The organism is Streptomyces sp. HUAS TT7, assembly GCF_051550175.1.
Lineage (GTDB): Bacteria > Actinomycetota > Actinomycetes > Streptomycetales > Streptomycetaceae > Streptomyces.
Genome location: NZ_CP196175.1, coordinates 6,318,543 through 6,344,037, shown reverse-complemented (window position 1 = coordinate 6,344,037; position 25,495 = coordinate 6,318,543). Strand labels below are relative to the sequence as shown.

Annotated in this window: 21 protein-coding genes; 9 read left to right on the top strand and 12 right to left on the bottom strand. The window is 72.0% G+C overall.

Features of this window, described 5'->3' with window-relative positions; all coding sequences use genetic code 11:
* Positions 1-49: 49 nt before the first annotated feature.
* The 7 genes from murD to rsmH are packed head-to-tail and all read right to left on the bottom strand — an operon-like array spanning position 50 to position 9,011.
* A complete protein-coding gene (gene murD, locus ACSHXC_RS28525; RefSeq protein WP_438294318.1) occupies positions 50-1,489 on the bottom strand; it encodes a UDP-N-acetylmuramoyl-L-alanine--D-glutamate ligase in 1,440 nt (479 codons plus the stop codon).
* Complete coding sequence (mraY, locus tag ACSHXC_RS28520) at positions 1,471-2,541, bottom strand: phospho-N-acetylmuramoyl-pentapeptide-transferase (protein ID WP_053727773.1); 1,071 nt, start codon at positions 2,539-2,541, stop codon at positions 1,471-1,473. Before mraY ends, murD begins: the two co-directional genes overlap by 19 nt.
* Positions 2,538-3,944, bottom strand: coding sequence for a UDP-N-acetylmuramoyl-tripeptide--D-alanyl-D-alanine ligase (locus ACSHXC_RS28515; protein ID WP_438294317.1), 1,407 nt, complete (start codon positions 3,942-3,944; stop codon positions 2,538-2,540). Before ACSHXC_RS28515 ends, mraY begins: the two co-directional genes overlap by 4 nt.
* A 4-nt stretch (positions 3,945-3,948) precedes the next feature.
* A complete protein-coding gene (locus tag ACSHXC_RS28510) occupies positions 3,949-5,616 on the bottom strand; it encodes a UDP-N-acetylmuramoyl-L-alanyl-D-glutamate--2,6-diaminopimelate ligase (RefSeq protein ID WP_438294316.1) in 1,668 nt (555 codons plus the stop codon).
* A 14-nt stretch (positions 5,617-5,630) separates the two neighbouring features.
* Entirely contained in the window at positions 5,631-7,547 is a 1,917-nt protein-coding gene (locus tag ACSHXC_RS28505; protein ID WP_438294315.1) for a peptidoglycan D,D-transpeptidase FtsI family protein, read from the bottom strand.
* Between the two features lie 4 nt (positions 7,548-7,551).
* Entirely contained in the window at positions 7,552-8,064 is a 513-nt protein-coding gene (locus ACSHXC_RS28500; protein ID WP_438294314.1) for a hypothetical protein, read from the bottom strand.
* The gene (gene rsmH, locus ACSHXC_RS28495; RefSeq protein WP_438294313.1) at positions 8,061-9,011 is read right to left on the bottom strand and encodes a 16S rRNA (cytosine(1402)-N(4))-methyltransferase RsmH; all 951 of its coding nucleotides are present in this window, start codon (positions 9,009-9,011) and stop codon (positions 8,061-8,063) included. Before rsmH ends, ACSHXC_RS28500 begins: the two co-directional genes overlap by 4 nt.
* A 420-nt stretch (positions 9,012-9,431) precedes the next feature.
* Between rsmH and ACSHXC_RS28490 the strand changes: the two genes are divergently transcribed.
* The 4 genes from ACSHXC_RS28490 to ACSHXC_RS28475 all read left to right on the top strand — a co-directional run bounded on the left by ACSHXC_RS28490 (position 9,432) and on the right by ACSHXC_RS28475 (position 15,021).
* The gene (locus ACSHXC_RS28490) at positions 9,432-10,010 is read left to right on the top strand and encodes a beta-class carbonic anhydrase (protein ID WP_438294312.1); all 579 of its coding nucleotides are present in this window, start codon (positions 9,432-9,434) and stop codon (positions 10,008-10,010) included.
* Between the two features lie 201 nt (positions 10,011-10,211).
* Positions 10,212-11,222, top strand: coding sequence for an AAA family ATPase (locus ACSHXC_RS28485; RefSeq protein ID WP_344372106.1), 1,011 nt, complete (start codon positions 10,212-10,214; stop codon positions 11,220-11,222).
* Entirely contained in the window at positions 11,222-12,589 is a 1,368-nt protein-coding gene (locus ACSHXC_RS28480) for a DUF58 domain-containing protein (RefSeq protein ID WP_438294311.1), read from the top strand. The genes ACSHXC_RS28485 and ACSHXC_RS28480 overlap by 1 nt, the downstream gene beginning before the upstream one ends.
* Positions 12,586-15,021: a transglutaminaseTgpA domain-containing protein gene (locus ACSHXC_RS28475; protein WP_438294310.1), complete on the top strand. Its 2,436-nt coding sequence runs from the start codon at positions 12,586-12,588 to the stop codon at positions 15,019-15,021. Before ACSHXC_RS28480 ends, ACSHXC_RS28475 begins: the two co-directional genes overlap by 4 nt.
* Positions 15,022-15,257: 236 nt before the next feature.
* On the opposite strand, the gene ACSHXC_RS28470 is transcribed toward ACSHXC_RS28475, so the two are convergent.
* The 3 genes from ACSHXC_RS28470 to ACSHXC_RS28460 all read right to left on the bottom strand — a co-directional run bounded on the left by ACSHXC_RS28470 (position 15,258) and on the right by ACSHXC_RS28460 (position 17,392).
* Complete coding sequence (locus ACSHXC_RS28470; protein WP_053727764.1) at positions 15,258-15,647, bottom strand: DUF3040 domain-containing protein; 390 nt, start codon at positions 15,645-15,647, stop codon at positions 15,258-15,260.
* Positions 15,648-15,923: 276 nt separating this feature from the next.
* Positions 15,924-16,682, bottom strand: coding sequence for a methyltransferase (locus ACSHXC_RS28465; protein WP_438294309.1), 759 nt, complete (start codon positions 16,680-16,682; stop codon positions 15,924-15,926).
* Between the two features lie 164 nt (positions 16,683-16,846).
* Positions 16,847-17,392 (bottom strand): SAV_6107 family HEPN domain-containing protein, encoded by a 546-nt coding sequence (locus ACSHXC_RS28460; protein WP_438294308.1) that lies wholly within the window; start codon positions 17,390-17,392, stop codon positions 16,847-16,849.
* Positions 17,393-17,593: 201 nt separating this feature from the next.
* Here ACSHXC_RS28460 and ACSHXC_RS28455 point away from each other — a divergent pair, with 201 nt between their 5' ends.
* The 5 genes from ACSHXC_RS28455 (at position 17,594) to ACSHXC_RS28435 (ending at position 23,521) form a co-directional block, all read left to right on the top strand.
* Positions 17,594-18,373 carry an ATP-binding cassette domain-containing protein gene (locus ACSHXC_RS28455; RefSeq protein WP_438294307.1) on the top strand — a complete coding sequence of 260 codons (780 nt, stop codon included), beginning with the start codon at positions 17,594-17,596 and terminating at the stop codon, positions 18,371-18,373.
* Complete coding sequence (locus tag ACSHXC_RS28450; protein ID WP_438294306.1) at positions 18,345-20,429, top strand: YhgE/Pip family protein; 2,085 nt, start codon at positions 18,345-18,347, stop codon at positions 20,427-20,429. Before ACSHXC_RS28455 ends, ACSHXC_RS28450 begins: the two co-directional genes overlap by 29 nt.
* Before the next feature lie 11 nt (positions 20,430-20,440).
* The gene (locus ACSHXC_RS28445; RefSeq protein WP_438294305.1) at positions 20,441-21,049 is read left to right on the top strand and encodes a TetR/AcrR family transcriptional regulator; all 609 of its coding nucleotides are present in this window, start codon (positions 20,441-20,443) and stop codon (positions 21,047-21,049) included.
* Positions 21,050-21,360: 311 nt separating this feature from the next.
* Positions 21,361-21,978, top strand: a complete 618-nt coding sequence (locus tag ACSHXC_RS28440) for a DUF4126 domain-containing protein (RefSeq protein WP_438294304.1) — start codon at positions 21,361-21,363, stop codon at positions 21,976-21,978.
* A gap of 31 nt (positions 21,979-22,009) precedes the next feature.
* Positions 22,010-23,521 (top strand): phytoene desaturase family protein, encoded by a 1,512-nt coding sequence (locus tag ACSHXC_RS28435; protein WP_438294303.1) that lies wholly within the window; start codon positions 22,010-22,012, stop codon positions 23,519-23,521.
* A 43-nt stretch (positions 23,522-23,564) separates the two neighbouring features.
* On the opposite strand, the gene ACSHXC_RS28430 is transcribed toward ACSHXC_RS28435, so the two are convergent.
* A complete protein-coding gene (locus ACSHXC_RS28430; RefSeq protein ID WP_438294302.1) occupies positions 23,565-24,434 on the bottom strand; it encodes a hypothetical protein in 870 nt (289 codons plus the stop codon).
* 60 nt (positions 24,435-24,494) lie between these two features.
* Positions 24,495-25,412, bottom strand: a complete 918-nt coding sequence (metF, locus tag ACSHXC_RS28425) for a methylenetetrahydrofolate reductase [NAD(P)H] (protein WP_438294301.1) — start codon at positions 25,410-25,412, stop codon at positions 24,495-24,497.
* Positions 25,413-25,495: the final 83 nt, after the last annotated feature.

The window sequence follows — 25,495 nt, the reverse complement described above, 5'->3', positions numbered from 1 at the left end:
CCCCTCCAGTCGTGCCCGGCGCCGCCGGTCCGTGGAACGGGTGGTCCGGCTAGGCGTGCCCTGCGGCGAGTTCGCGGACCGCTTCCGCGAAGGCCTCGCCGCGCTTGTTGTAGTTCGCGAACATGTCCATCGAGGCGCAGGCCGGGGCCAACAGGACGGTGTCCCCCGGCCGGGCGAGCCCGGCCGCCTCGCGGACCGCCTCCGACATCGCCCCAGTGTCGGTCCGGTCGAGGTCCACCACCGGGACCTCGGGCGCGTGTCGCGCCAGGGCTTCGGCGATCAGGTGGCGCTCGGCACCCATGAGGACGACCCCGCGCAGCCGCTTGGCCGAGCGCTGGACGAGCTCGTCGAAGGAGGCGCCCTTGGCCAGCCCCCCGGCGATCCAGACGATCGGGTCGTACGCCGCCAAGGAGGCCTCGGCGGCATGGGTGTTGGTGGCCTTGGAGTCGTCGATGTACGCCACCGACGCGATGTCCGCGATGTGCTCGATGCGGTGCGCGTCGGGGCGGAAGGCCTTCAGGCCGTCGCGTACGGCCTTGGGCTCGACGCCGAAGGCGCGCGCCAGGGCGGCCGCCGCGAGGGCGTTGGCGATGTTGTGCGGGGCCGGCGGGAAGACGTCGGAGACCTCGGCGAGCTCCTGCGCGTTCTTCTGCCGGTTCTGCACGAAGGCCCGGTCGACGAGGATGCCGTCCACCACGCCGAGCTGGGAGGGCCCGGGTGTGGCGAGGGTGAAGCCGATCGCCCGGCAGCCCTCCTCCACGTCGGCCTCGCGCACCAGGTCCTCGGTCACCTTGTCCTGCGCGTTGTAGACGCAGGCGATGGTGTTGCCCTCGTAGATGCGGCCCTTGTCGGCGGCGTAGGCCTCCATGGAGCCGTGCCAGTCGAGGTGGTCCGGCGCCAGGTTGAGGACGGCGGCCGAGTGGGCGCGCAGCGAGGGCGCCCAGTGCAGCTGGTAGCTGGAGAGCTCGACGGCGAGCACGTCGTACTGCTCCTCGCCGAGGACCACGTCGAGCAGCGAGACGCCGATGTTGCCGACGGCGGCGGTGCGCAGGCCCGCCGCGCGCAGGATGGAGGCCAGCATCTGGGTGGTGGTGGTCTTGCCGTTGGTGCCGGTGATCGCGAGCCAGGGGGCCGGCGTGCGGCCGTCCAGGTCACGCAGCCGCCAGGCCAGTTCCACATCGCCCCAGACCGGCACGCCCGCCTCGGCGGCGGCCGCGAACAGCGGCTTGTCGGGCCGCCAGCCGGGCGTGGTGACGATGAGCTCGGTGCCCTCGGGCAGGGTGGCCCCGTCGCCGAGGCGCACGGTGATGCCCTGCGCCTCCAACTCCGCGGCCTGCGTGCGGGAGCGCTCGTCGGCGCCCTCGTTGACGACCGTGACGGCGGCGCCGAGCCCGTTCAGGACCCGGGCCACCGGCATCCCGGAGACGCCGAGACCGGCCACCGTCACGCGCCTGCCCTGCCAGGTGGTGCTCACTTGTCGGCTGCCCATCCCGCGTAGAAGAGTCCGAGACCCACGATGACGCACATGCCCTGGATGATCCAGAACCGGACCACGACAAGGACTTCGGACCACCCCTTGAGTTCGAAGTGGTGCTGGAGCGGCGCCATCCTGAAGACCCGCTTGCCGGTCATCTTGAACGAGCCGACCTGGATGACCACGGACATCGTGATCAGTACGAACAGGCCGCCGAGCAGGGCGATCAGGAACTCCGTACGGGAGCAGATCGCGAGGCCGGCGAGCGCGCCGCCGAGCGCGAGCGAACCCGTGTCGCCCATGAAGATCTTGGCGGGTGAGGTGTTCCACCACAGGAAGCCGAAGCAGGAGCCCATCAGGGCCGAGGCGACGACGGCGAGGTCGAGCGGATCTCGCACCTCGAAGCAGGCGTTGGGGTTGGTCAGGGTCTGCGCGTTGGCGCAGGACTCCTGGAACTGCCACAGGCCGATGAAGGTGTACGCGCCGAAGACCATCACGGAGGCGCCGGTGGCCAGGCCGTCCAGACCGTCCGTCAGGTTCACGCCGTTCGACATCGCGAGGATCATGAACAGCGCCCAGACCACGAAGATCACGGGGCCGATCGACCAGCCGAAGTCGTTGATGAACGACAGCCTGGTGGAGGCCGGGGTGTTGCCCCGGGCGTCCGCGAACTGGAGGGCGAGCACCGCGAAGGCGATGCCGACGATCAGCTGCCCGGCCATCTTGGCCTTGGCCCGCAGGCCCAGCGAACGCTGCTTGACGATCTTGATGTAGTCGTCGAGGAAGCCGACCATGCCCATGCCGGCGGTCAGGAAGAGCACCAGCAGGCCCGAGAACGTCGGGTCCTCGCTGGTGATCACCTTGGTCAGCGCGTACGCGATCAGCGTGGCCAGGATGAAGGCGATGCCACCCATGGTGGGTGTGCCCTTCTTCCCGGCGTGGCCGCGCGGGCCGTCGTCACGGATGAACTGGCCGTAGCCCTTGCGGGCGAGCAGCTTGATGAGCAGCGGGGTGCCGACCAGGGTCAGGAACAGACCGATGGCTCCCGCGAAGAGGATCTGCCTCATCGGGCGGCGACCTCACCCTCGACGGCGTTGTCGAGCAGCGCCAGTGCCACCCGCTCCAGGCCGATCGACCTGGATGCCTTCACCAGCACGACGTCTCCCGGCCGCAGTTCACTGCGCAGCAGGTCGACGGCCGCCTGTGCGTCGGACACGTGCACCGACTCCTCACCCCACGAACCCTCGTTATATGCGCCCAGTTGCAGCCAGGACGCTTCCCGGCCCCCGACTGCCACGAGCTTGCTGACGTTGAGCCGGACGGCGAGCCGTCCGACCGCGTCGTGCTCGGCGAGCGAGTCGTCGCCGAGCTCGGCCATCGGACCGAGCACCGCCCACGTGCGGCGCCCGTTTCCCATGGCCGCGAGCGCGCGAAGAGCGGCTCGCATGGATTCGGGGTTCGCGTTGTAGGCGTCGTTGACGACCGTCACACCGTCCGGACGCTCGGTGACCTCCATACGCCAGCGGGAGAGGGTGCCCGCCTCGGAGAGCGCGCGGGCGATCTCGTCTGCGGACATGCCCAGCTCATGGGCGACGGCGGCCGCGGCGAGCGCGTTCGACACGTGGTGCTCACCGTACAGGCGCAACGTCACATCGCTGCACCCGGAGGGTGTGTGAAGGCTGAAGGAGGGCTGTCCGGCCGCTGTGAGCCGGACATTCTCGGCCCGTACGTCCGCGTCCTGGGCCTCGCCGAAGAGCAGCACGCGCGCCTTCGTGCGGGACGCCATGGCCCGTACCAGGGGGTCGTCCGCGTTGAGGACGGCGCAGCCGTCCTCGGGCAGGACCTCGACCAACTCGCCCTTGGCCAGGGCGATCTGGTCCCGGCCGCCGAACTCGCCGATGTGGGCGGTCCCGACGTTGAGGACGAGACCGATCCTGGGCGGGGTCAGGCCGGTGAGGTAGCGGATGTGGCCGATGCCGCGCGCGCCCATCTCCAGGACCAGGTGTCTGGTGTCCGCGGAGGCGGTGAGCGCGGTCAGCGGCAGGCCGATCTCGTTGTTGAGGGAGCCCGGCGTGAAGACCGTCGGCGCGTGGCGCTGGAGCACCTGCGCGATCAGGTCCTTGGTGGACGTCTTGCCGGACGAGCCGGTGAGGGCGACGACTTCGGTGCCGAGGCGGCGTACGACGTCGCGGGCGAGGGCGCCGAGGGCGGCCTGTACGTCGTCGACGACGATCGCGGGCACGCCGACCGGGCGGGCCGCCAGGACCGCCGCGCAGCCCGCTTCGAAGGCGCGCTGCGCGTAGTCGTGGCCGTCGACGCGCTCGCCGGCGAGGGCCACGAAGAGCGAACCGGCCGCCACCTGGCGGGAGTCGATGACGACGGGGCCGGTGACCGTGACGGACGGATCCGGTATGTCGTGCGGCTGCCCGCCGACGATTTCGGCGATCTCGGCGAGGGAGAGGGCGATCACTACTTCATCCCTGACTTTTCTGGATGGCGGCGCGGAGCACCAGTCGGTCGTCGAAGGGGCGGACCACTCCGTGGATGTCCTGGCCCTGTTCATGGCCCTTGCCCGCGACCAGCACGGTGTCGCCGGGTTCGGCGCGGGCGACGGCCGACGCGATGGCGGCGGCCCGGTCCTCGAAGACCTGGACCTCGCCGCGCTCGTGCTCGGGCACCTCGGCGGCGCCCGCCAGCATCGCGGCGAGGATCGCGAGGGGGTCCTCGGAGCGGGGGTTGTCGGAGGTCAGTACGGCGGTGTCGGCGAGCCGGGCGGCGGCGGCTCCCATCGGGGCGCGCTTGGTCCGGTCGCGGTCGCCGCCGCAGCCGAGCACGATGTGCAGCTTGCCCTCGGTGACCTTGCGCAGCGAGCGCAGCACCGACTCGACGGCGTCCGTCTTGTGGGCGTAGTCGACGACGGCGAGGTAGGGCTGGCCCGCGTCCACGCGCTCCAGGCGGCCGGGCACGCCGGGTACGGCGGCCACTCCGTCGGCGGCTGTCTGCGGGTCGAGGCCGGCGACGGCCAGCGTCACGATGGCGGCGAGGGTGTTCGCCACGTTGAACGGGCCCGGCAGCGGGGCGGTGGCCGAGATCCGCTCGCCCTTGGGGCCGACCACGGTGAAGGTGCTGCTGTCCTGGCGCACCTGGACGTCCTCGGCCCGCCAGTCGGCGTCGGGGTGGCCCTCGGCGGAGAAGGAGGTGATCTCGATCCCCGCCTCCGTCACGAGGCGCCGGCCGTACTCGTCGTCGAAGTTGACGACGCCGCGCCTGGCCCGCTGCGGTGTGAACAGCTGGGCCTTGGCCTGGAAGTAGTCCTCCATGCCGGAGTGGAACTCCATGTGCTCCGGGCTGAGGTTGTTGAAGACGGCGACGTCGAAGACGCAGCCGTCGACCCGGCCGAGCACGAGGGCGTGGCTGGAGACCTCCATGGCGACCGAGTCGACGCCGCGCTCGCGCATGACCGCGAACAGCGCCTGGAGGTCGGTGGCCTCGGGGGTGGTGCGCTCCGACTTGATGCGCTCGTCGCCGATCCGCATCTCGACCGTGCCGATCAGGCCGGTCGCGTGCCCGGCGCCGCGCAGGCCGCCCTCGACGAGGTAGGCGGTCGTGGTCTTGCCGGAGGTTCCGGTGATGCCGAGTTGGAGGAGCTCGCGCCCGGGGTGTCCGTAGATCTCGGCGGCGAGCTCGCCCATCCGGCCGCGCGGGTCCCCCGCGATCAGGACCGGCAGGCCGGTCGCCGCGGCGCGGTCGCGGCCCGCCGGGTCGGTGAGGATCGCGACGGCCCCCAGGCTCGCGGCCTGCGCGGCGAAGTCGGCGCCGTGCGCGTTGGCGCCCGGCAGAGCGGCGTACAGGTCTCCGGGGCGTACCGCCCGGGAGTCGTGCGTGATGCCGGTGACCTCTCCCGATCCGGGGTTGCTCGTCCCCAGTCGCTCGGCCAGCTCGCCGAGCGGGGTCGGACGGGCCTGTTCCGGTCGGGGCGCTCCCGGCTGTTTCGCGGGGGCGTCCTGCTGGGCGGTTCGGTACTGATCAGCGTGTGGCACGGCGGTGAGCGTACCGGGCGCACCCGCCGGGTCGCCAAAAGAGGGGGGCACGGCGTCCTGGGTCCCGTCCTGGTTCCCAGGACCCTGGGTGATGGTTGTCACTGAGGCTTCCGGATTCAGTCGTTGCCGCCGAAGGTGACGGGCAGGTTGGGAGGCTGGGCTCCGGTCGGCGGGATCTGGAGGGTCTTGAGCGCGAACTCCATGACCTGCTTGTAGATGGGGCCGCAGATCTGGCCGCCGAAGTAGCTGCCCTTGGTGGGGTTCTGGATGGCGCAGTAGACGGTGATCTTGGGGTTGTCGGCGGGGGCGAAGCCGGCGAAGGACGCGGTGTAGCCCCGGTACGTGCCGGTCTTGGGGTCGATGCGGTTGGCGGTGCCGGTCTTGCCCGCGACCCGGTAGCCGGGGATGGCGGCCTTGGTTCCGGTGCCCTCGGCGTCGCCGACGACCGACTCCAGCATCTGGGCCAGCGTCTTGGCGGTCTTCTCGCTGATCACCCGGGACTGCTGGGGCGCGGGAGCGGGGGTGAACCGCCCGTCCGGGCCCTTGGTGCCGCGCACCAGGGTCGGCTCCACGCGTACGCCGCCGTTGGCGATGGTCGAGTACACCGAGGCGGCCTGCATCGCGTTGAGCGAGAGGCCCTGGCCGAACCGGACCGTGTACTGCTGCGAGGTCGACCACTTGCTCGCGGGGGCGAGGATGCCCGGGGTCTCCCCGGGGAAGTTGAGCCCGCTGGGCGAGCCGATGCCGAACTTGCGCAGGTAGGAGTACAGGACGTTGTCGGCCTGGGCGTCGGTCTTGCCCAGCTGTTCCACGGCGAGGATGGTGCCGATGTTGCTGGACTTGGCGAGCACGCCGTTGAGCGTCAGGTTCCAGGTCGGGTGGTCGATGTCGTCCTTGAAGAGGCGGTCGCCGCGCTGGAGCCGGTTGGGCACCACCACATGGGTCTCGGGCGTCGCGACGCCCTGCTCCAGGACCGCCGCCATGGACATGACCTTGGCGGTGGAGCCGGGTTCGAAGGCGTCCTGGAGCGCGGCGTTGCCCATGGCGGCCGAGTTGGCCTGGGCGAGGTCGTTCGGGTCGAAGCCGGGCGCGTTCGCCATGGCCAGGACCTCGCCGGTGTCGGACCGTTGCACTATGACGTAGCCCCGGTCGGCGCCGGACGTGGCGACCTGGTCGGAGATCGCCTTCTGCGCCATCCACTGGATGTCCCGGTCGATGGTCAGCTCGACGTCGGAGCCCGGCACGGCCGGGGTCTCGTGGGTGCCGGCGGTCGGCACCCGGCGGCCGCCGGACTGGGCGTAGGTGATCTTGCCGTCGGTGCCGGCCAGGTCCTTGTTCAGGGACGCCTCCAGGCCGCCGCCGCCCTTGCCCTCGGCATTGACGTAACCCAGTATCCCGGCGGCGAGGTCGCCGTTGGGGTACACGCGCTTGGTGCTGGACTCGTTGAGGACGCCGGCCAGCACATTGGTGCCGGGGCCGCCCTTGGCGCGGTCGGCGGACGCCTTCTCGCCGAAGACCTTCTTCAGGTCCTTGATCTGGTTCCAGACCTGCGGGGTCTGCCGGCGGGCGAGCACCACATAGCGGGTCTTGGGCGTCTTGAGCTTCTTGGTGAGCTCCGCCCGGCCCTTGCCGATCAGAGGCGCGAGCAGCGCGGCCGCCTGCGCGGCGGCGTCGGGGACCTTGGTGGCCTCGGGGGTGAACAGCGTGGGGTCGGCGGTGATGTCGTACGCGTCGACGCTGGTGGCGAGCGCGATTCCGGCCCGGTCGGTGATCCGGCCGCGCTCGGCGGGCAGCGCGTAGCTGGCGTACCGGTTCTTGTCGGCCTTGGCCGCGTAGGCGCTGGCATCGATGGCCTGCACCTGGAGGAGGCGTACGACGAAGGCCAGCATGACCAGGGTGAGTCCGAGGCTGACCAGGCGGAGGCGGGGCCGGTGGCTGCCGAGCTTGAGCTTCTTGGCCGCCGGGCGGCGGGCCGGCGGGCGGGAGCGCGCGGGCGGGGGGACCCGGCGGCGCGGGGGTTCCTTGGGGCTCACTGCGTCACCTGCCGGGGGCCGTGGTCGGGAAGGTCTTCGCGGGCTGCCGGGTCCGGGGGGCCGGGGTGTGGTGCTTGGGCCGTGCGGAGTCGGGGTTCTGCGCCACGGGCAGCGGCGCGGGCTCGGCGGCTTCGGCCGGAGAGGGGTCGCCCGCGTTGGCGAGGGCGCCCTTGACGGTGCCGTCGGGGCCCAGGAAGACGGGGTTGCCGCCGGGGATCATGCCGAGGTCGGCGGCCCGGCGGGACAGCGCGTCGGGGGCGGACAGGTCGTCCACGTCCCGTTGCAGCGCCTGCTGTTCGTCGGTGCGTTCGGTGGTCTGTCTGCGGTACTCGCTGAGCTTGAACGAGCCCGCGTTCAGCGCCGAGTTCAGCACCAGGAGGACGATGAGCCCGCCTCCCAGGAGCGTGACGACCAGGAGCACGAACGGGGTGCGGGCGGCACTGTTGGCCCCCTGCGAAGGCATCAGCCTGCCGAGCCGCGCGGCTGTGCCGCGCAGCTGCCTGGCCGGTTTGCTCACACGTCCTCCCTGATCCGCTGGACCCCCCGGAGCCGGGCGGGGGCCGCACGCCGGTTCTCGGCGACCTCCTCCTCCGTGGGGAGTTCGGCACCGCGGGTGAGGAGCTTGAGCCGCGGCTGGTAACGCTCGGGCACCACCGGAAGCCCTGGCGGCGCGGTGTTGGCGGCACCCGCGGCGAACACCTGCTTGACGATGCGGTCTTCGAGCGACTGGTAGGAGAGCACCGCGACCCGGCCGCCCACCGCGATGGCCTCGACGGCCGCGGGGATCGCCCGCTCGACGCTGGCGAGTTCGCCGTTCACCTCGATGCGCAGCGCCTGGAAGGTGCGCTTGGAGGGGTTGCCGCCGGTGCGCTTGGCGGCCTGCGGCAGCGAGTCGCGGATCAGCTCGACGAGCCGGGCGCTGTTGCTGAACGGCTCCTTCTCGCGCTCGCGGACGATCGCCGAGACGATCCGCTTGGCCTGCTTCTCCTCGCCGTACGCCCGCAGGATCCGTACGAGTTCGCCGGCCGGGTAGGTGTTGAGCACCTCGGCGGCGCTCATGCCGGTCGACTGGTCCATGCGCATGTCCAGGGGCGCGTCCTGGGCGTAGGCGAAGCCGCGGTCGGCCTCGTCGAGCTGCATCGAGGAGACGCCGAGGTCGAACAGGACGCCCTGGACGCGGGGGGTGCCGAGACGTTCGAGCACCTCGGGCAGCTCGTCGTAGACGGCGTGCACCAAGGTGGCGCGCGCTCCGAAGGGGGCCAGGCGCTCGCCGGACAGGCGCAGCGCCTCCTTGTCCCGGTCGAGGGCGATCAGGCGCGCCTCGGGGAACTGGGTCAGGAGTGCCTCGCTGTGGCCGCCGAGGCCGAGGGTGCAGTCGACGACGACCGCACCCGGCTGGGTCAGGGCCGGGGCCAACATGTCCAAGCATCGCTGGAGCATCACCGGGACGTGTCGCTGGCTCAAAGCCGCCCTCTCAAGGATCCGGCGCAGCGTCGCGCATACGTGCCGGATCCCCGCTCCCCCGAGGTGGGGGTACGAACGGCTGGCGCCGGGGAAGGGGCGTCAGCCGACCGGAGGACGGGAGGAGGCCGAGCCGTACGTGCGCCGCGCACGCGGGTAAACGTAGGTCCGGGAAAGAGTGCTTCCCGGAAGCTTGGGATTCCGTAAAGGGGGAGACCGTGTGTCACGGCTCCCACTTCGCGCCACTTTAGTCCACTCGTTCTTTGGGTCAATCAACCCTTCAGCGCGCCGCCGGGCACTTTTTTCACTCGTTCGGGTTAGTCGCCGCTGAGCCTGTGGGTTAGCTCACAGACGCCCGAGTTGACGGTCTTTTTCCGCCCCCATGACGCGACCGGACGATCAGTGGCGGCTACCGTCATATACATGTCGACTCCTGCGCACATACCCGCAGAGCCTCCTGCCCGCCGCCCGCGCCTCACCGTCCAGAGCGGGGGGACGGTGACCGACCGGCTCGTCGAGGCGAACCGCCGGTACGCCGCCGCGTTCGGCGACCCCGGCATGGATGCCCGTCCCGTCCTCCACGTCGCCGTCGTGGCCTGCATGGATGCCCGGCTCGACCTGCACGCGGCGCTCGGTCTCGAACTCGGCGACTGCCACACCATCCGCAACGCGGGCGGCGTGGTCACCGATGACGTGATCCGCTCCCTCACCATCAGCCAGCGGGCGCTCGGCACGACGAGCGTCATGCTGGTACACCACACCGGCTGCGGCCTCGAAGCGCTCACCGAGGACTTCCGGCACGAGCTGGAGGACGAGGTCGGGCAGCGGCCGGCCTGGGCCGTCGAGTCGTTCCGGGACGTCGACCAGGACGTACGCCAGTCCATGCAGCGGGTGCGGACCTCGCCGTTCCTGCCGCACACCGAGGACGTGCGCGGCTTCGTCTTCGACGTGACGACGGGTCTGCTGCGGGAAATCGATCCGGCCGACAATCCGGCCGACTGAGGATCACAGGAACGGAAATAGGGGGACAACTCACAATCAATCCCCCGCAGTTGTCCACAGGCGAGTGACACGACGCGGCAACGACAACAAGAATGCGGAAGTGACACCGGTCCGAACCGTTCGGCCGCGCTGTCCGTATTCCGGGGTGGGCCGGGCCGTTCGCAGTGCATCGGCCCGTATGAAAGGGCCGAGGAGGGCCGGGTGACGACCTATGACGATCGAGCGAGCCTCACAGATCTGACCGCCACAGCGGAGCGAGTCCGCAGGTCGGTGGAGAGTGTGATCGAGGGCAAGCCCGAGGTCGTACGGCTCTCGCTGACCGTACTGCTCGCGGAGGGGCACCTCCTGATCGAGGACGTGCCCGGTGTGGGCAAGACCATGCTGGCCAAGACGCTGGCCAGGTCCATCGACTGCTCGGTCCGGCGCATCCAGTTCACGCCCGACCTGCTGCCCTCGGACATCACGGGTGTGTCGATCTACGACCAGCAGCGGCGGGACTTCGAGTTCAAGCCCGGCGCGATCTTCGCCCAGATCGTGATCGGCGACGAGATCAACCGCGCCTCGCCCAAGACGCAGTCCGCGCTCCTGGAGTCCATGGAGGAGCGGCAGGTCACCATCGACGGGCAGACCTACGAACTGCCCAGCCCCTTCATGGTCGTGGCCACCCAGAACCCGGTCGAGATGGAGGGCACCTACCCGCTGCCCGAGGCCCAGCGCGACCGGTTCATGGTCCGCGTCTCGATGGGGTACCCGACGCCCGAGGCCGAGCTCCAGATGCTCGACGTGCACGGCGCGGTTTCCCCGCTCGACGACCTCCAGCCGGTGGCGCACGCCCACGACATCGCCAAGCTGATCGACGCGGTCCGCAAGGTGCACGTGGCGGACTCGGTGCGGCGGTACGCGGTGCAGCTGGTCGGCGCGACCCGCAACCACCCGGATCTCAGACTCGGCGCCTCGCCGCGCGCCACGCTCCATCTGCTGCGCGCCGCGAAGGCGTCCGCCGCCCTCAGTGGCCGGGAGTACGCGCTCCCCGACGACGTGCAGGCCCTGGCCGTCGCCGTCCTCGCACACCGGCTGCTGCCCACCGCACAGGCCCAGCTCAACCGGCGCACCGCCGAGCAGGTCGTCCTGGAGATCCTCCAGCACACGCCCGTTCCGCAGGCCGGGAATCCGCTGTACGGCCAGCAGCCGCCCGGCGCCCGGCGGCTGTGATGGCGGCCGGGGGGCTCCCCGCCGAGCCCGCCGAGGAACAGGCCAAGGGCGGGCTGTGGGCCGCCTTCGCCGGCCTGACCACCCGCGGCCGCTCCTTCCTCGCGGCCGGCATCGCCGCCGCGATCTGCGCCTTCGTGCTCGGCCAGGAGGACCTGCTGCGGGTCGGGCTGCTGCTCGCCGTGCTGCCGCTGGTCTGCACAGTCGTGCTCTACCGCACCCGCTACCGCGTCGCGGGCAGCCGGGGGCTCGCCCCCGGCCGGGTCCCGGCCGGCGCCGAGGCCCGGGTCCAGCTGCGGATCGACAACGTCTCGCGGCTGCCCACCGGCCTGCTCATGCTCCAGGACCGGGTGCCGTACGTGCTCGGCCCGCGCCCCCGCTTCGTACTGGACCGGGTCGAGGCGGGCGGCAAGCGCGAGGTGTCCTACCGGGTGCGCTCCGACCTGCGCGGGCGCTATCCCCTCGGCCCGTTGCAGCTGCGGCTCACCGACCCCTTCGGGATGTGCGAGCTGACCCGCGCCTTCAGCGCGTACGACACGCTGACCGTCATCCCCCGGACCGAGCCGCTGCCGCCGGTGCGGCTGTCGGGCGAGGCCGCCGGGTACGGCGACGGGCGGCACCGCTCGCTCGCGCTCGCCGGTGAGGACGACGTCATTCCGCGCGAATACCGGCACGGCGACGACCTGCGCCGGGTGCACTGGCGCTCCACCGCCCGCTACGGCGAGCTGATGGTGCGCCGCGAGGAGCAGCCGCAGCGGGCCCGCTGCACGGTGCTGCTCGACACCCGGGACATCGCGTACGCGGGCGCGGGCCCCGACTCGGCCTTCGAATGGGCGGTCTCGGGCGCGGCCTCCGCCCTGGTGCACATGCTGGAACGGGGCTTCTCCGTACGGCTGTTGACCGACACCGGCAGTTCGGTGCCCGGCGAGGGCGCGGGCGGGTTCGCCGGCTCCACCCAGGTCTCCTCGGACTCGGCCGGGCTGATGATGGACACCCTCGCGGTCGTCGACCACTCCGACGGCGGCGGCCTGTCGCGCGCGTACGACGTGCTGCGCGGCGGCAACGAGGGGCTGCTCATCGGGTTCTTCGGCGACCTCGACGAGGAGCAGGCGGCGGTCGCGGCGAAGATGCGGCGGCGCAGCGGCGCGGCGGTCGCCTTCGTGCTCGACAGCGGTCTGTGGATGCACGGCTCCGAGGCGCGCGGCCCGGTCGAGGAGCGGCTGCGGCTGCTGCGCGAGGCGGGCTGGACGGCGCTCGCGGTGCGGCCGGGCGCGGCCCTGCCCGAGCTGTGGCGCCTGGCGGGCCAGGAACGTACGAACGCGGGAGCGGCGCCCGGCGGCGCGGCCGGCACGGCAGGGGGATGGTCATGAGCGGGCGCGGACGGCTGGCGCTGTGCGCCTACGCGGCCACGGTGCTGGCGGCGTGCTCGATGCTGCCGCTCGTCGACCCGGCGAGCTGGATCCTCCAGGCCGCGTTCCTGCTCGCGATCCTGAGCGGGGTCGGCGCGCTGGCCCGGCGGGTGCCGCTGGCCCGGCCGCTGACCGTGCTCGCCCAGGCCGTGGTGGCGCTGTTGGTGGTGACGCTGGTGTTCGCGCGCCAGCAGGCGATCGGCGGGCTGCTGCCCGGCCCCGAGGCCTTCGAGCGGCTCAACTCCCTTCTCCAGCAAGGCGCTTCTGACGTCGGGCAGTACGCGATCCCGGCGCCGGCCACCCCGGGGATCCGGCTGATGATGGTCGGCGGGGTCCTGATCATCGGCCTCGCGGTGGACGCGCTCGCGGTGACGTTCCGCAGCGCGGCCCCGGCGGGCCTGCCGCTGCTCGCGCTGTACTCGGTGGCCGCGGGGCTCTCCGGGGGCGGCGCGAGCTGGCTCTGGTTCGTGCTCGCGGCCGCCGGCTATCTGCTGCTTCTGCTCGCCGAGGGCCGCGACCGGCTCTCGCAGTGGGGGCGGGTCTTCGGCGGCGCCGCGCGGGCGCCCGGCAGGCCCCAGCAGAGCGTGTTCGAGAACAACGCGCCGCTGGCCCCGGTCCGTACCGGGCGGCGCATCGGGGTGCTCGCGCTCGGCATCGCGCTGGTGATCCCGGCGATGCTGCCCGCCCTGGACAGCGGGCTGCTCGGCGAGGCCGGCGGCGGGGGCGGCGGGGACGGGGCCGGAGGGACCATTTCCGCGGTCAACCCGCTGGTGTCGCTGCAGAACAGCCTGAACCAGCCCGAGGACCGCGAGGTGATGCGGTACAACACCAACGCCCCGGACACCAAGGAGATGTACCTGCGGATCGTCGCGCTCGACGAGTTCGACGGGGCCTCCTGGAAGTCCTCGGAGCGGCACATCAAGGATGTACCGGATCCGCTGCCGAGGCCGGACGGGCTGAGCCCGGCGGTCGGCACCACCGAGGTGCAGACCAGCATCTCGGCAGCCGGCTGGTACGCGCAGAGCTGGCTGCCGATGCCGTTCCCCGCGACCCAGGTGAAGATCAAGGGCGACTGGCGGTTCGAGCCGGTCGGGCGGACCCTGGTGGGCGACCGCAAGCAGACGACCCGGGGCGCGCAGTACACGGTCTCCAGCCTCCTGGTGCGCCCGACGGCGGCCCAGTTGGCGGATGCCCCGCGCCCGTCCGCGGACCTCCTGAGGGAGTACACCCGGGTCCCCGACTCGCTGCCTTCCGTGGTGAGCGCGACCGCACGGCAGGTCACCAGCGGCGCCGCGAACAACTACGAGAAGGCCGTCAAGCTCCAGGACTGGTTCTCCACCAGCGGCGGCTTCACGTACAACACGCATGTCCAGTCGGGCAGCGGCACCGAGGCGATCGCCAACTTCCTCAAGGAAAAGGAGGGCTTCTGCGTCCACTTCTCCTTCTCCATGGCCGCGATGGCCCGCACGCTGGGCATCCCGGCCCGGGTCGCGGTCGGCTTCACGCCCGGCGCGGCGCGTCCGGACGGCACGATGTCGGTGGGCCTGCGCGACGCGCACGCCTGGCCCGAGCTGTACTTCGAGGGCGTGGGCTGGACCCGTTTCGAGCCGACGCCGACGCGGGGCTCCGTCCCCGACTACACCCGGCAGCAGGCCCCGGCGGGCAGCCCGAGCAGCCCGGCCGAACCGTCCAGGCGCGCCTCGGCGCAGCCCTCGGCGGCGCCCTCCGCCACGGATTCCTGCCCGCCCACCGCACGGCGCCTCGGCGACTGCGGCCCCTCGGCCGCGGCGGGCGTAGCGGGCCCGACGGGCAGCGGCCCCTCGGCCTCGGCCCTGGTCGGTACGGCTCTGGGGGTGGCCGCGCTGCTGGTCCTCCCGCTGCTGCCCCTGCTGTGGCGCAGGCGGGTCCGGGCCCGACGGCTCGGCTCGGGCGGGCGCACCCCGGCCGACGCGGTGGCCCGTACGCTCGCGGCCTGGCAGGAGATCACCGACACGGCCTGGGACTACGGCATCCCGCCCGACGACTCCCAGACTCCCCGCAAGGCAGCGGCGCGGATGGTCCGCCTGGGCCGCCTCGACGGCCCGGCGGCCGAGTCCGTCCACCGGGCGGCGGGCGCGGTGGAACAGGTCCTGTACGCCCCGGAGCCCCGGCCCACCCCGGGCCTGGCGGACGACGTGACCCGGGTGGCAGCCGGCCTGCAAGCGGCGGCGGGCCGCTGGCCGTCCCTGCGAGCGATTCTCGCCCCGCGCTCAGCCGTCAGGGTGATCTGGTCGGTGTCACAGCGCTGGGAACGGGCGAGGACGGGGGTGGCGGTACGTACGCGATCCCTGGCCGAGCGCCTACGCCCCCGCCGCGGCAAGGAAGCCCCGCCGGAACCCGCGTCCGGCACCTGAACATCCCTCTGCGGCTCCGCCTCAAACGCCGCACGGGCTGGGGATGCACCCTGGCAGGGTGCATCCCGCCAGGGGCGCGGGGAACTGCGCGCCCAGCCACCCACGGTCCGCGGACGAAAGCGGGTTCGCGAAGCGAGCGGGGTCTGGGGCGGAGCCCCAGGAAGCCGGGGTAAGCCGAAGGGACGGCCACCTCAAGAAGGTGACCGCCCCTCGGTACAGGTCAGAACGGGGCGGGGCTAGCGCCCCTCGTCGCGGCGCCGCTGCCAGCGCTGCTCGATCCGATCCATCATCGAGCGCCGCTGCCGGGCTTGCCGCGGCGCGGCGGAACCACCCGCACGCGCCTGTTCACCGGGACGCGGCGCCTTGCGCCAACCGGTGACCGCGAGCACCGCACATCCGAGCATGACGAGGAACCCCACCACACTGATCCAGATCTGCTGCGCGACCATTCCTGCCATGAGGAGCGCGATACCCACCAGGAAGCCGGCGACCGCCTGGTAGACCCGTCGCCGGGTGTACGTACGCAGCCCGCTTCCCTCAAGCGCTGTCGCGAACTTGGGATCTTCGGCGTACAGCGCTCGCTCCATCTGCTCGAGCATGCGCTGCTCGTGCTCCGAGAGCGGCACGGAGTCCTCCTACTCGTCGGTCGCGGGGGGCGACCGGATGCGGCCCCTTCAGGATAGGCAGGGAATCGCCCCCGTGAAACCCGCCCTCTACGCCAATTCGCCAGCCGGGCCGCCACGGCGGCTCGGCTGTGGAGATTCAATTCCCCATGAGCCGATCCGTCATGCCGGACGGTGTCCCCCGATCATACGGGGCGAAGCCGCCGATCGGGGGGCCTGTGGCGTACTCCATGCGGCACAGCGTCGCTGATCAGCCCGCCGGGGACAGCCCGGGCGGGGTCAGCCGCGCTTCTCGCCCAGTACGTGCAGCTGGGTGGCGACGGCGTGGAAGGCGGGCAGTTCGGCGGCTGCGGCCTCCAGCTTGAGCAGCGCGTCCAGGGCACCCGGCTCGGTGTCCACCAGGACGCCGGGGACGAGGTCGGCGAAGACCCGCACGCCGTGCACCGACCCGGCGGTGGCTCCGGCGCCGGCGACGAGCTCGGTGAGCTGCTCGGCGGTGAACCGGTGCGGGACCGGGTCGCCGGCGCCCCAGCGGCCCGCCGGGTCACAGAGCGCGTGGCGCGCCTCGGTGAAGTGCCCGGCGAGCGCGCGGGAGAGCACCGCGCCGCCGAGGCCCGCGGCGAGCAGGCTGAGCGCGCCTTCGGGCCGCAGCGCGTCCACCGCGTTGCGCACGCCTTCCGCCGGGTCCTCGACGTACTCCAGGACGCCGTGGCACAGCACCGCGTCGTAGCCGCCACGCTCGACCACGTCGAAGAGGCCGAGGACGTCGCCCTGGACGCCCTGGACCCGCTCGGCGACCCCGGCCTCGGCGGCCCTGCGCTCAAGGGCGAACAGCGCGTTGGGGCTGGGGTCGACCACGGTGACCCGGTGTCCGAGGGCAGCCAGCGGCACCGCGAAGTTGCCGGAGCCGCCACCGGTGTCGAGCACGTCGAGGGCCTCGCGCCCGGTCGCCTTGACCCGGCGGTCGAGCGCTTCCTTGAGGACCTCCCAGACCACGGCGGTACGGAGGGAGGCGCGGGGGCGCATGGGGTCCGACACGGCAGTTGACTCCTCGGCGCGGTGCCGCCGCGGACGCGGCGTGGGAAGGGGTTGCGACGCGTCCACCCTAATGGGAGGTGAAGCGGTGAACCGTCATCCCTGTTGCCCGCCCGAGCCGCTCCGGATCAGCCGCAGGCCGCCTCGCCGGGCCGGACCGGGCGCCGTCAGCCGGCCCCCCGTTCCGCCTCCGCCTCCGGCTCGCGGGTCCTGGGCTGGGGCAGCACGGGCTGGAGGACCAGGAGGCGCTCGACCAGGCGCAGGAACATCGCCGCATCGCGGAGCAGGTCGTCGGCGTCCCGGATGGTGGCCGCGCCCTGGATGCCGGCCTCGGCGCGGGCCCGCCGGTCCGCCCCCGAGGCGAACAGGGCGCTCCACTCGGTCAGTTCGGGCGCTATCTCCGGCAGCACTTCCCAGGCGCTGCGGATCCGCTGCCTGCGGCGCGGGTTGGTCTCGGGCCGGCCGCGCGCGGCGAGGACGGCGGCCGCGGTGCGCAGGGCGGCCAGATGGGCCGTCGCGTACCGCTCGTTGGGGGCGTCGAGGACGGCCGCCTCGTCCAGGCCGCCGCGGGCCTGGGCGAGCAGGTCGAGCGCGGCGGGTGGCGCACCGGCCCGGCGCAGTACGGGGTGGACGTCGTTGGGGGCGCCGTTCAGTGAGGGGGCAGGGCTGCTGGCGCGGCGCCGGGGTGCGGCTGCTGCGTGGGAGCTGGCCATGACGAACCTCCTGTCGTCGTGTGACGGCACTGTGGCCGTATGTGTCCATCGTGAGGCCCACCACTGACAATCAGCCCGAATCCCCCGCCGACCTGCGGCTTTGCCCCGCATACAGGTTCGAGCTATCTTTTGTACTGACCAGTCAGTTCAAAAGATGGGGCCGGAGTTCCGGCCCGGGGGACGCGCAGAGCAGGGGGGAATGTGGACAGCCCGCACTCGGAAGTGACCGGCGCGGCGATCCGTGCCGAGGGCTTCGGGCTCAAGGGGCCGCGCGGCTGGGCCTTCAGGGGGGTCGGCATCGACGCGGCCCCCGGCTCGCTCGTCGCGGTGGCCGGGCCCTCCGGTTCCGGCCGGACCTGCCTGCTGCTCGCCCTCACCGGCCGGATGAAGCCTGCCGAGGGCTGGGCGCGGGTCGCCGGCCATCAGCTGCCGCGCAAGATGGCCGCCGTGCGGCGGATCAGCGCGCTCGGCCATGTGCCCGGCGTCAGCGAGCTCGACCCGGCGTTCACCGTCGCCGAGCACCTGCGCGAGCGCGTGATGCTGCAGCGCCGCTACGACGGTTCGGTGCGGGCGCTGCTACGCTCACCCGCCCAGCGCCGGGCCGAGTACCGCGCCCGGATCGACGAGGCGCTGGCCGCGGCGGGCCTGGACCTCGCCTCGCTGCCCAAGCGCGAGCAGACCTCCGTACGCGATCTGGAGCGCCTGGAGGCGCTGCGGCTCACGGTCGCGCTCGCGCTGATCCAGCGGCCCCGGCTGCTCGCCGTCGACGACACCGACCTGAAGCTGTCGGACGCCGAACGGGCCGCCGCCTGGGCGCTGCTTCGCTCGGTCGCGGACGCCGGCACCACCGTGCTCGCGGTGTGCAGCGAGGCGCCCGCCGAGGCCGACATCACCCTAGTGACGACCGAAATTGGCGCCAAGGACGGGGCCACGAGCAAGGAGGGGGCGGCGGATGCGTTCGCCACGACTGGCAGCGCTTGAGCTGAAGCGGTTCGGCAGGGGGAAGCTGCCGCGGGCCGCACTGGTCGCGCTGCTCCTGCTGCCGCTGCTCTACGGCGCGCTCTACCTGTGCTCGTTCTGGGACCCCTACAGCCGGCTCGACCGGATTCCGGTGGCGCTCGTCAACGACGACAAGGGGGCGGACGCCGCCGGGCAGAAGCTCCACGTGGGCGACGACCTCAGCAAGAAGCTGCTCGACAGCAAGACCTTCGAGTGGCACGAGGTCAGCGGCGCCGAGGCGCGCAAGGGCCTGGAGAAGGGCACCTACTACCTGTCGCTGACGATGCCCGCCGACTTCAGCAAGAGGATCGCGTCCAGCTCCGGGGACGCCCCCGAGACAGGCGCGCTCCAGGTGCGGACCAACGATGCGAACAACTACATCGTGGGGTCTATCTCCAAGACGGTTTTCTCCGAGGTGCGCGCCGCCGCCTCCAGCAAGGCCTCGCGGTCCTTCCTCGACAAGATCTTCATCTCGTTCGGCGATCTCCACGACGCCACGGAGAAGGCGGCCAAGGGCGCGGGCGACCTCAAGGACGGGCTCGGCAAGGCCAAGGACGGCTCCAAGGCACTGGCCGACGGACTCGACGATGCCAAGGACGGCAGCGGCAAGCTGGCCGGCGGCATCACGAAGCTCGACACCGCCGCGGGCACCCTGGCGAACGGCGCCCAGCAGGTCGCCGACGGCACTCAGCGGATCGCGGACGAGGCCAACGGGGCGGCCGGCCAGGCGCGGCCGTACCTCAAGGACAACGGCAAGACCGTCGGGGACTCGGCCAAGCTCCTCGCCGACTCGATCCAGCCGGTGCGCGACAACATCGAAAAGATCGTCGACCTCGCCCCCAAGGCGGCGACCGGCACCCGCAAGGCCTCCCAGGACCTCAACACGCTCTACCAGCAGCTCTGTGTGGACAAGCCCGCCGACGGCCAGGTCTGCCCGGCGCTGGACAGGGCCAAGAAGGCGACAGCCACCGGCGCGACCCTTACCGCGGACGTCAACGACCTCGTCAAGGACCAGGGCGGTGATTTCAAGAAGCTCGGCAAGGACCTCGAAGACCTCCAGACCAAGGCCCGGGACTTGGCCGCGAAGGCGCCGCGGCTCTCCACCGACCTGGAGACGAAGGTCGCCGACATCAACAAGCTCAACAAGGGCGCGCACGACGTCGCCAAGGGCGCGGCCGGCATCCACGCCGGTCTGGGCAGCGCCAAGACCGGTTCCACCGACCTCGACACGGGCGTCGGCAAGCTGAAGAAGGGCGCGAGCACCCTGGACGGCGGGATCGTGAAGCTCTCCGACGGCTCCGTCCAGCTGGCGACCGGTCTGCACGACGGCGTCGGCAAGATCCCGGACTACGACAAGCAGCAGCGCGACCAGCGCACCGACGTCATGGCCGACCCGGTCAAGCTGGCCTCGCAGGCGATGCACAAGGCGCCCAACTACGGCACCGGGTTCGCCCCGTACTTCATCCCGCTCTCCCTGTGGGTGGGCGCGATGGTCGCGTACATGCTGATCCAGCCGCTCAACCGGCGCGCCCTGGCCGCCGGGGCCTCGGCCTGGAGGATCGCGTTCGCGGGCTGGCTGCCGGTGGCGGCCGTCGGGGTGCTCCAGATCGCCGCGCTGATGTCGGTGCTGCACTTCGGGCTCGGCCTCGAAATGCAGCGGACCGCGGGAACGCTGGGCTATCTGGCGCTGACCTCCTGCTGCTTCGCGGCGATCGTGCAGTGGCTCAACGCCAAGTTCGGGGCGGCCGGACGCATCCTGGTCCTCGCCGTCCTGATGCTCCAGCTGACCTCGGCGGGCGGCACCTACCCCGTCCAGACGAGCCCGGCGTTCTTCAACGCCATCCACCCCTACCTGCCCATGAGTTACGTGGTGGACGGGCTGCGCAGGCTGATCACCGGCGGCGACCTGGGCGTGGTGTGGCAGGGCTGTGCGGTCCTGGCCGCCTTCACCGCGGGCGCCCTCGCACTGACGGCGCTGTCCGCCCGGCAGAAGCAGGTGTGGTCGCTCGACCGGCTGCACCCCGAGCTGAGCCTGTGAGAATCGACGCCATGGACAGCAGCAGCACCAGACGGCAGGCGACCCGGCAGAGGCTCTACGAGGCCGCTGTGACGCTCATCGCCGAACAGGGGTTCTCGGCCACCACGGTCGACGAGATCGCCGAGCGGGCCGGCGTCGCCAAGGGCACGGTGTACTACAACTTCAAGAGCAAGACCGAGCTCTTCGAGGAGCTGCTGCGCCATGGCGTGGGTCTGCTGACCGCGTCTTTGCAGGCGGCCGCGGACGAAACCGCCGAGCGGGGTGGAACCAAGGTCGAGGCGCTTGACGCGATGATCCGGGCCGGCCTGGACTTCATCCACCGCTACCCGGCCTTCACCCAGCTGTACGTCGCCGAGCTGTGGCGCACCAACCGCGCCTGGCAGTCGACCCTCCTGGTGGTGCGCCGGGAGGCGGTGGCCGTCGTCGAGACGGTCCTGCGGGACGCGGTGGCGGCGGGCGAGCTGAGCGAGGAGATCGACATCCCGCTCACGGCCGCGGCCCTGGTCGGCATGGTCCTGGTGGCCGCGCTCGACTGGCAGGCCTTCCAGAGCGAGCGCTCCCTGGACGACGTCCACGCGGCGCTGTCAAGGCTGTTGCACGGCAGAGTCAGCGGCCGTTAGCCCCTGCTCCGGAAACGGAAATACGCCGGGCCGGTGCGGTTCAATCCCCCATGAACCGCACCGGCCCGGCGCTTCCCCCGAACGTCCCCCCGGGTCTCCCCCGTACCCCGTTACGTCCAGGGAGCCGCGCCGGTTCCGCCGCCCCGTGTCGGCGGTGCCGGCGCCGCGCCCCTTCCGTGGTCTCCACCTTCCCGTCCGCGCAGGTAGGAGCCCATCCGTGCAGGTACTCATCTCACCTCCTAGGTACGGATACTCAGACGTCCGTGCTCAACCCCAGTCGTGAACGGCCGGATCTGGTTAACATCGCGACCGTGTCCGTACTCCCCCTCGTATTCACCAGCGGCTGGGCGAGCGGGGTCAACGCGTACGCGGTGGTCCTGCTGCTCGGCATCTTCGGCGCCACCGGCCTCACCGACGACGTGCCCGAGGCGCTCCAGCGTCCCGACGTCCTGATCGCCGCCGGCGTCCTGTTCCTCTGCGAGGCGGTCGCGGACAAGATCCCGTACGTCGACTCGGTCTGGGACTCCGTGCACACGGTGATCCGGCCGATCGCGGGCGCGGTCGTCGGGGCGCTGCTCGCCGGGCAGAGCGGTTCGCTGCCGGATCTCGCGGCGGGCGCGGTGGGCGGTTCGACGGCGCTGATGAGCCATCTGGTCAAGGCCGGGACGCGGATGGCGGTGAACACCTCGCCCGAGCCGTTCAGCAACATCGCGCTGAGCACGGCGGAGGACCTGGGCGTCGCCGGGATCATAAGTTTCGCGATCTTCCACCCGCTCGTGGCGGCCGTGATCGCGGGCACCCTGCTGCTCATCGGCATCGTGATACTGGTCGTGCTGTGGCGGAAGATCCGCCGCTTCCGCCGGCGCAGGGCACAGCGCCGGGAGGAGAAGCGGCTGGCCGCGGCGGGGGTTCGCCGGCCGCCGGACTGAGATGTCAGTGGCGGCGGATACAGTCGCAGACATGGCACGGATTGTGGTGATCGGCGCTGGTGTGGGCGCCATGGCGGCTGCCGGCCGGCTGGCCGTGGCAGGCCACCGGGTGACGGTGTACGAGCGCTCGTCGACGTACGGCGGCGCACTGGGGCGGTTCGAGCGGGACGGGTTCGTCTTCGACACCGGCCCCGGTCTGCTGCGGCTGCCCGCCGTCTACCGCGACCTGTTCGTGAAGACCGGCAAGGAGCCCCTGGAGAGCCTCGTGGAGCTCGCCCCGGTGGATCCGGCCTCGCACCACCTCTTCGCCGACGGTACGGAAGTGTCGCTGCCCAACGCCTCGCGCGCGGGCGTGATGTCGGCCCTCGACGCGGCTCTGGGAGCGGGCGCGGGCGAGCGCTGGGGCGCGTTCCTGATCCGGGCCAGGGAGGCCTGGGACCGCACCCGCCGGCCGCTCCTGGAAGAGCCTCTGTGGCCCAACTGGCAGGTGCTCGCCCGCGAGCCGTATCCCGCGCCGAAGCAGCGCCGGCTGCTCCGCTCGCCCCGGCAGGCGGCCACGCTGGGCGAGGTCGCCGAGTGGGAGCTGGGCGGCGGGCACCTGGGCACGCTCCTGGAGAGCTACGCCCTGGAGTACGGCCTCGACCCGGGCACGGCCCCCGCCTCGGCGGCGGTTCTGCCGTACATGGAGCAGACCTTCGGCAGTTGGTACGTCCGCGGCGGCATGCGGGAGCTGGCGCGCGCGGTGTACGAGCGCTGCCTGGCCAGGAGGGTCGAGTTCGTCTTCGACGCCGAGGTGGCGCGGGTCCGCGAGAAGGACGGCCGGGCGGCAGGCGTCGAGCTGGCCGACGGCACGGTCGTGGAGGCGGATCACGTGGTGTGCGGCGCGGACCCGCGCGGCCTCGAACGGATGCTGCCCGGCCGGGAGTTGTGGGGGCCGGACACGGTCCGCCCCGCCGCCACGGCCCGGCCGAGCCGCTTCACGGTACTGCTCGCCCTGCGCGGCGCCCGCCCCGTGGACGCCGCGCACCGCACGGTGGTCCACTCCCCCGGCGCCACGGCCGAGGCCCGCGCGGCCTTCGCGGGAACGCACGACGGGCCGCCGACGGTCACCGTGCTGCGCCCCGACGATCCGGCGGTGCGGCCCGACGACGACCACGAGGCGGTGACGCTGACGGCGACGGTCGCGCCCGGCGGGCCGGTCGACTGGACGGACGAGGCGCTGGTTCGCCGGTACACGGACAAGCTGATCGAGGCCGCCGCGCGGGCCGTGCCCGACCTGCGGGAGCGGATGCTCTGGCACGAGTCCCGCACCCCTGTCCACATAGCAGAGGCGACCGGCGCCGGGGGCGGTTCGGTGCCCGCGCCCTCACTGGCCGGAGCCGGGGCCACGCTGCTGCGCCCGTCCAACACCACCGGCCTGCCGGGGCTGTACCTGGCGGGCGGCTGGGCGCACCCGGGCGGCGGTCTCGCGCACGCCGGGATGACGGGCGCGCTGGTGGCCGGGCTGATCGTGGAGGGCGACGGCTTCCGGGGCTCGCAGTGAGCCCCGGCCCGGCGAACCGCCCGGCGAACGGTGCCGGGACCGGTCAGTAGCGGTAGGGCTGCTGCTCGGGGTGCTGCGGCAGATCCGGGTGGTTCGGGTCGTACGGCTGCTGGACCTGCTGCTGCGGCTGCTGGACCTGCTGCTCGTAGGGGACGTACTCCCCGTCGCGCTGCTGCGGCACCCAGACGCCGCCGGGCGGGGTGTCCGTCGCGTACTGCGCGGTGAGCGGGTCGGCGGGGTAGGAGTGCTGGCCGCCGAAGCTGTCGTAGCCGTTGTACGTGCCGTACGCCTGGCCGCCGTTGCCGATGTACGGGTCCGAGTAGGCGGCGTACTGCTGCTGCCCGGCGCCCGGCTCGTCGTACTGCGGGGCGTAGGGGTCGGCGTAGGGCTGCTGGGGGTCGTACGCGGGGTACTGGGGCTGCGCCTCGGGCTCCTTGGCGGGGCTGTAGATGCCGTACTGGCCGGTCTCGTCGGGCATCGGCTGCGGCTCGTAGACCGAGTCGGCGTGGGCCGAAGCGGCGTGCAGCGGCTCGCCGTTCGCGTCCAGGGAGCCTGCGGCGGACGCGTCCTCGTACTGGAGGTCGGAGACTTCGAGGACCGGTTCCGGGGCGGGGGCGCTCTTGCCGCGGCTCGCCCTGCGGCGGCGGCTCGCGCCCGGCCTGCCGCCGAGCGCCCAGCCGGTGGAGAAGCCGCGCCGGAAGGAGAGCGTGACGTACACCTGGCCGACGGCGAAGGCGATCGCGCCCAGGATGATCACGAAGACGGACGGAATGAGGACGCCCAGGACCACACCCACGAACCCGGTGAAGGCGAGCAACCGCCAGCGCAGCCGCGCCTTGTACTGCAGCAGCACCTCGCCGAGCAGCCACAGTGCGACGATTCCGAACGCGATGTAGAGGACCGTCCAGCCCATGTACGCCCCTCATCCTCCTGTCCCGGGTACAGCTGTCCCCTGACCCGGGCCGGTTTTCGGCTACGCCTGCTGGTGCAGGCCGAGATTCTCGTAGATTTCGAGCGTCGCCGTGGAGTTGTTGAGGGTAATGAAGTGCAACCCGGGTACGCCATCGGCGAGCAGCCGTGAGCAGAACTCCGTGGCGAACTCGATGCCAATGGAGCGTACAGCGGCCGGATCGTCCTTGACGGCAAGCATCCGGTCCCGCAGGTCCTCCGGGAATGCCGCGGTACTGAGTTGAGGCAGTCGTTCCAGCTGCTTCACGCTGGTCACGGGCATGACTTCGGGGATGATCGGGGTCTCGCAACCGGCCGCCGAGACCCGGTCGCGCAGACGCAAATAGTTCTCGGGCTCGAAGAACATCTGCGTGATGGCATAGTCGGCGCCCGCGCGGCACTTGTCCACGAAGTGCCGGATGTCGGAATCCCAGTCCGTCGAGCGCGGGTGCATCTCCGGGAAGGCCGCGACGCCGACACAGAAGTCGCCCGACTCCCGGATGAGCGCGACGAGTTCGGCCGCGTATGTCACGCCCTGGGGGTGTTTGACCCACTCACCCATGGGGTCGCCCTTCGGGTCGCCGCGCACCGCGAGGATGTTGCGGATCCCGGCGTCGGCGTACTGGCCCACCGTATGGCGCAGCTCGGCGACCGAGTGGCCGACGGCGGTGAGGTGGGCGACCGGGGTGAGGGTGGTGTCCTCGGTGATCTGCTGGGTGGCCTCGACGGTTCCGGTACGGGTGGAGCCGCCGGCCCCGTACGTCACGGAGACGAAGTCGGGGGCAACCGCTTCGACCCGGCGCAGCGCGTTCCAGAGGTTCCGCTCGCCCTTCTCGGTTTTGGGCGCGTAGAACTCGAAGGAGTACGTCGTCTCGCCGGACGCGAGCATGTCGCGCACGGTTCGCGCGCGATCAGTCCTGGTGGAAGCTGTGCCAAGGGCCATACTCGCAGGTTAGCCAGGGCTGCCCGGCACCCCAACAAACGAGGGCGATTTGTCTCAATTGCCGGACTTCTGTCCACCCCTCG

Excerpts from the sequence above, each read along its gene's own strand:
- mraY (WP_053727773.1), bottom strand. The coding sequence starts at position 2,541 with ATGAGGCAGATCCTCTTCGCGGGAGCCATCGGTCTGTTCCTGACCCTG.
- metF (WP_438294301.1), bottom strand. The coding sequence starts at position 25,412 with ATGGCCCTTGGCACAGCTTCCACCAGGACTGATCGCGCGCGAACCGTG.
- ACSHXC_RS28445 (WP_438294305.1), top strand. The coding sequence starts at position 20,441 with ATGGACAGCAGCAGCACCAGACGGCAGGCGACCCGGCAGAGGCTCTAC.
- murD (WP_438294318.1), bottom strand. The coding sequence starts at position 1,489 with ATGGGCAGCCGACAAGTGAGCACCACCTGGCAGGGCAGGCGCGTGACG.
- ACSHXC_RS28435 (WP_438294303.1), top strand. The coding sequence starts at position 22,010 with ATGGCACGGATTGTGGTGATCGGCGCTGGTGTGGGCGCCATGGCGGCT.
- ACSHXC_RS28430 (WP_438294302.1), bottom strand. The coding sequence starts at position 24,434 with ATGGGCTGGACGGTCCTCTACATCGCGTTCGGAATCGTCGCACTGTGG.
- ACSHXC_RS28490 (WP_438294312.1), top strand. The coding sequence starts at position 9,432 with ATGTCGACTCCTGCGCACATACCCGCAGAGCCTCCTGCCCGCCGCCCG.
- ACSHXC_RS28475 (WP_438294310.1), top strand. The coding sequence starts at position 12,586 with ATGAGCGGGCGCGGACGGCTGGCGCTGTGCGCCTACGCGGCCACGGTG.
- ACSHXC_RS28450 (WP_438294306.1), top strand. The coding sequence starts at position 18,345 with ATGCGTTCGCCACGACTGGCAGCGCTTGAGCTGAAGCGGTTCGGCAGG.
- ACSHXC_RS28460 (WP_438294308.1), bottom strand. The coding sequence starts at position 17,392 with ATGGCCAGCTCCCACGCAGCAGCCGCACCCCGGCGCCGCGCCAGCAGC.
- ACSHXC_RS28480 (WP_438294311.1), top strand. The coding sequence starts at position 11,222 with ATGGCGGCCGGGGGGCTCCCCGCCGAGCCCGCCGAGGAACAGGCCAAG.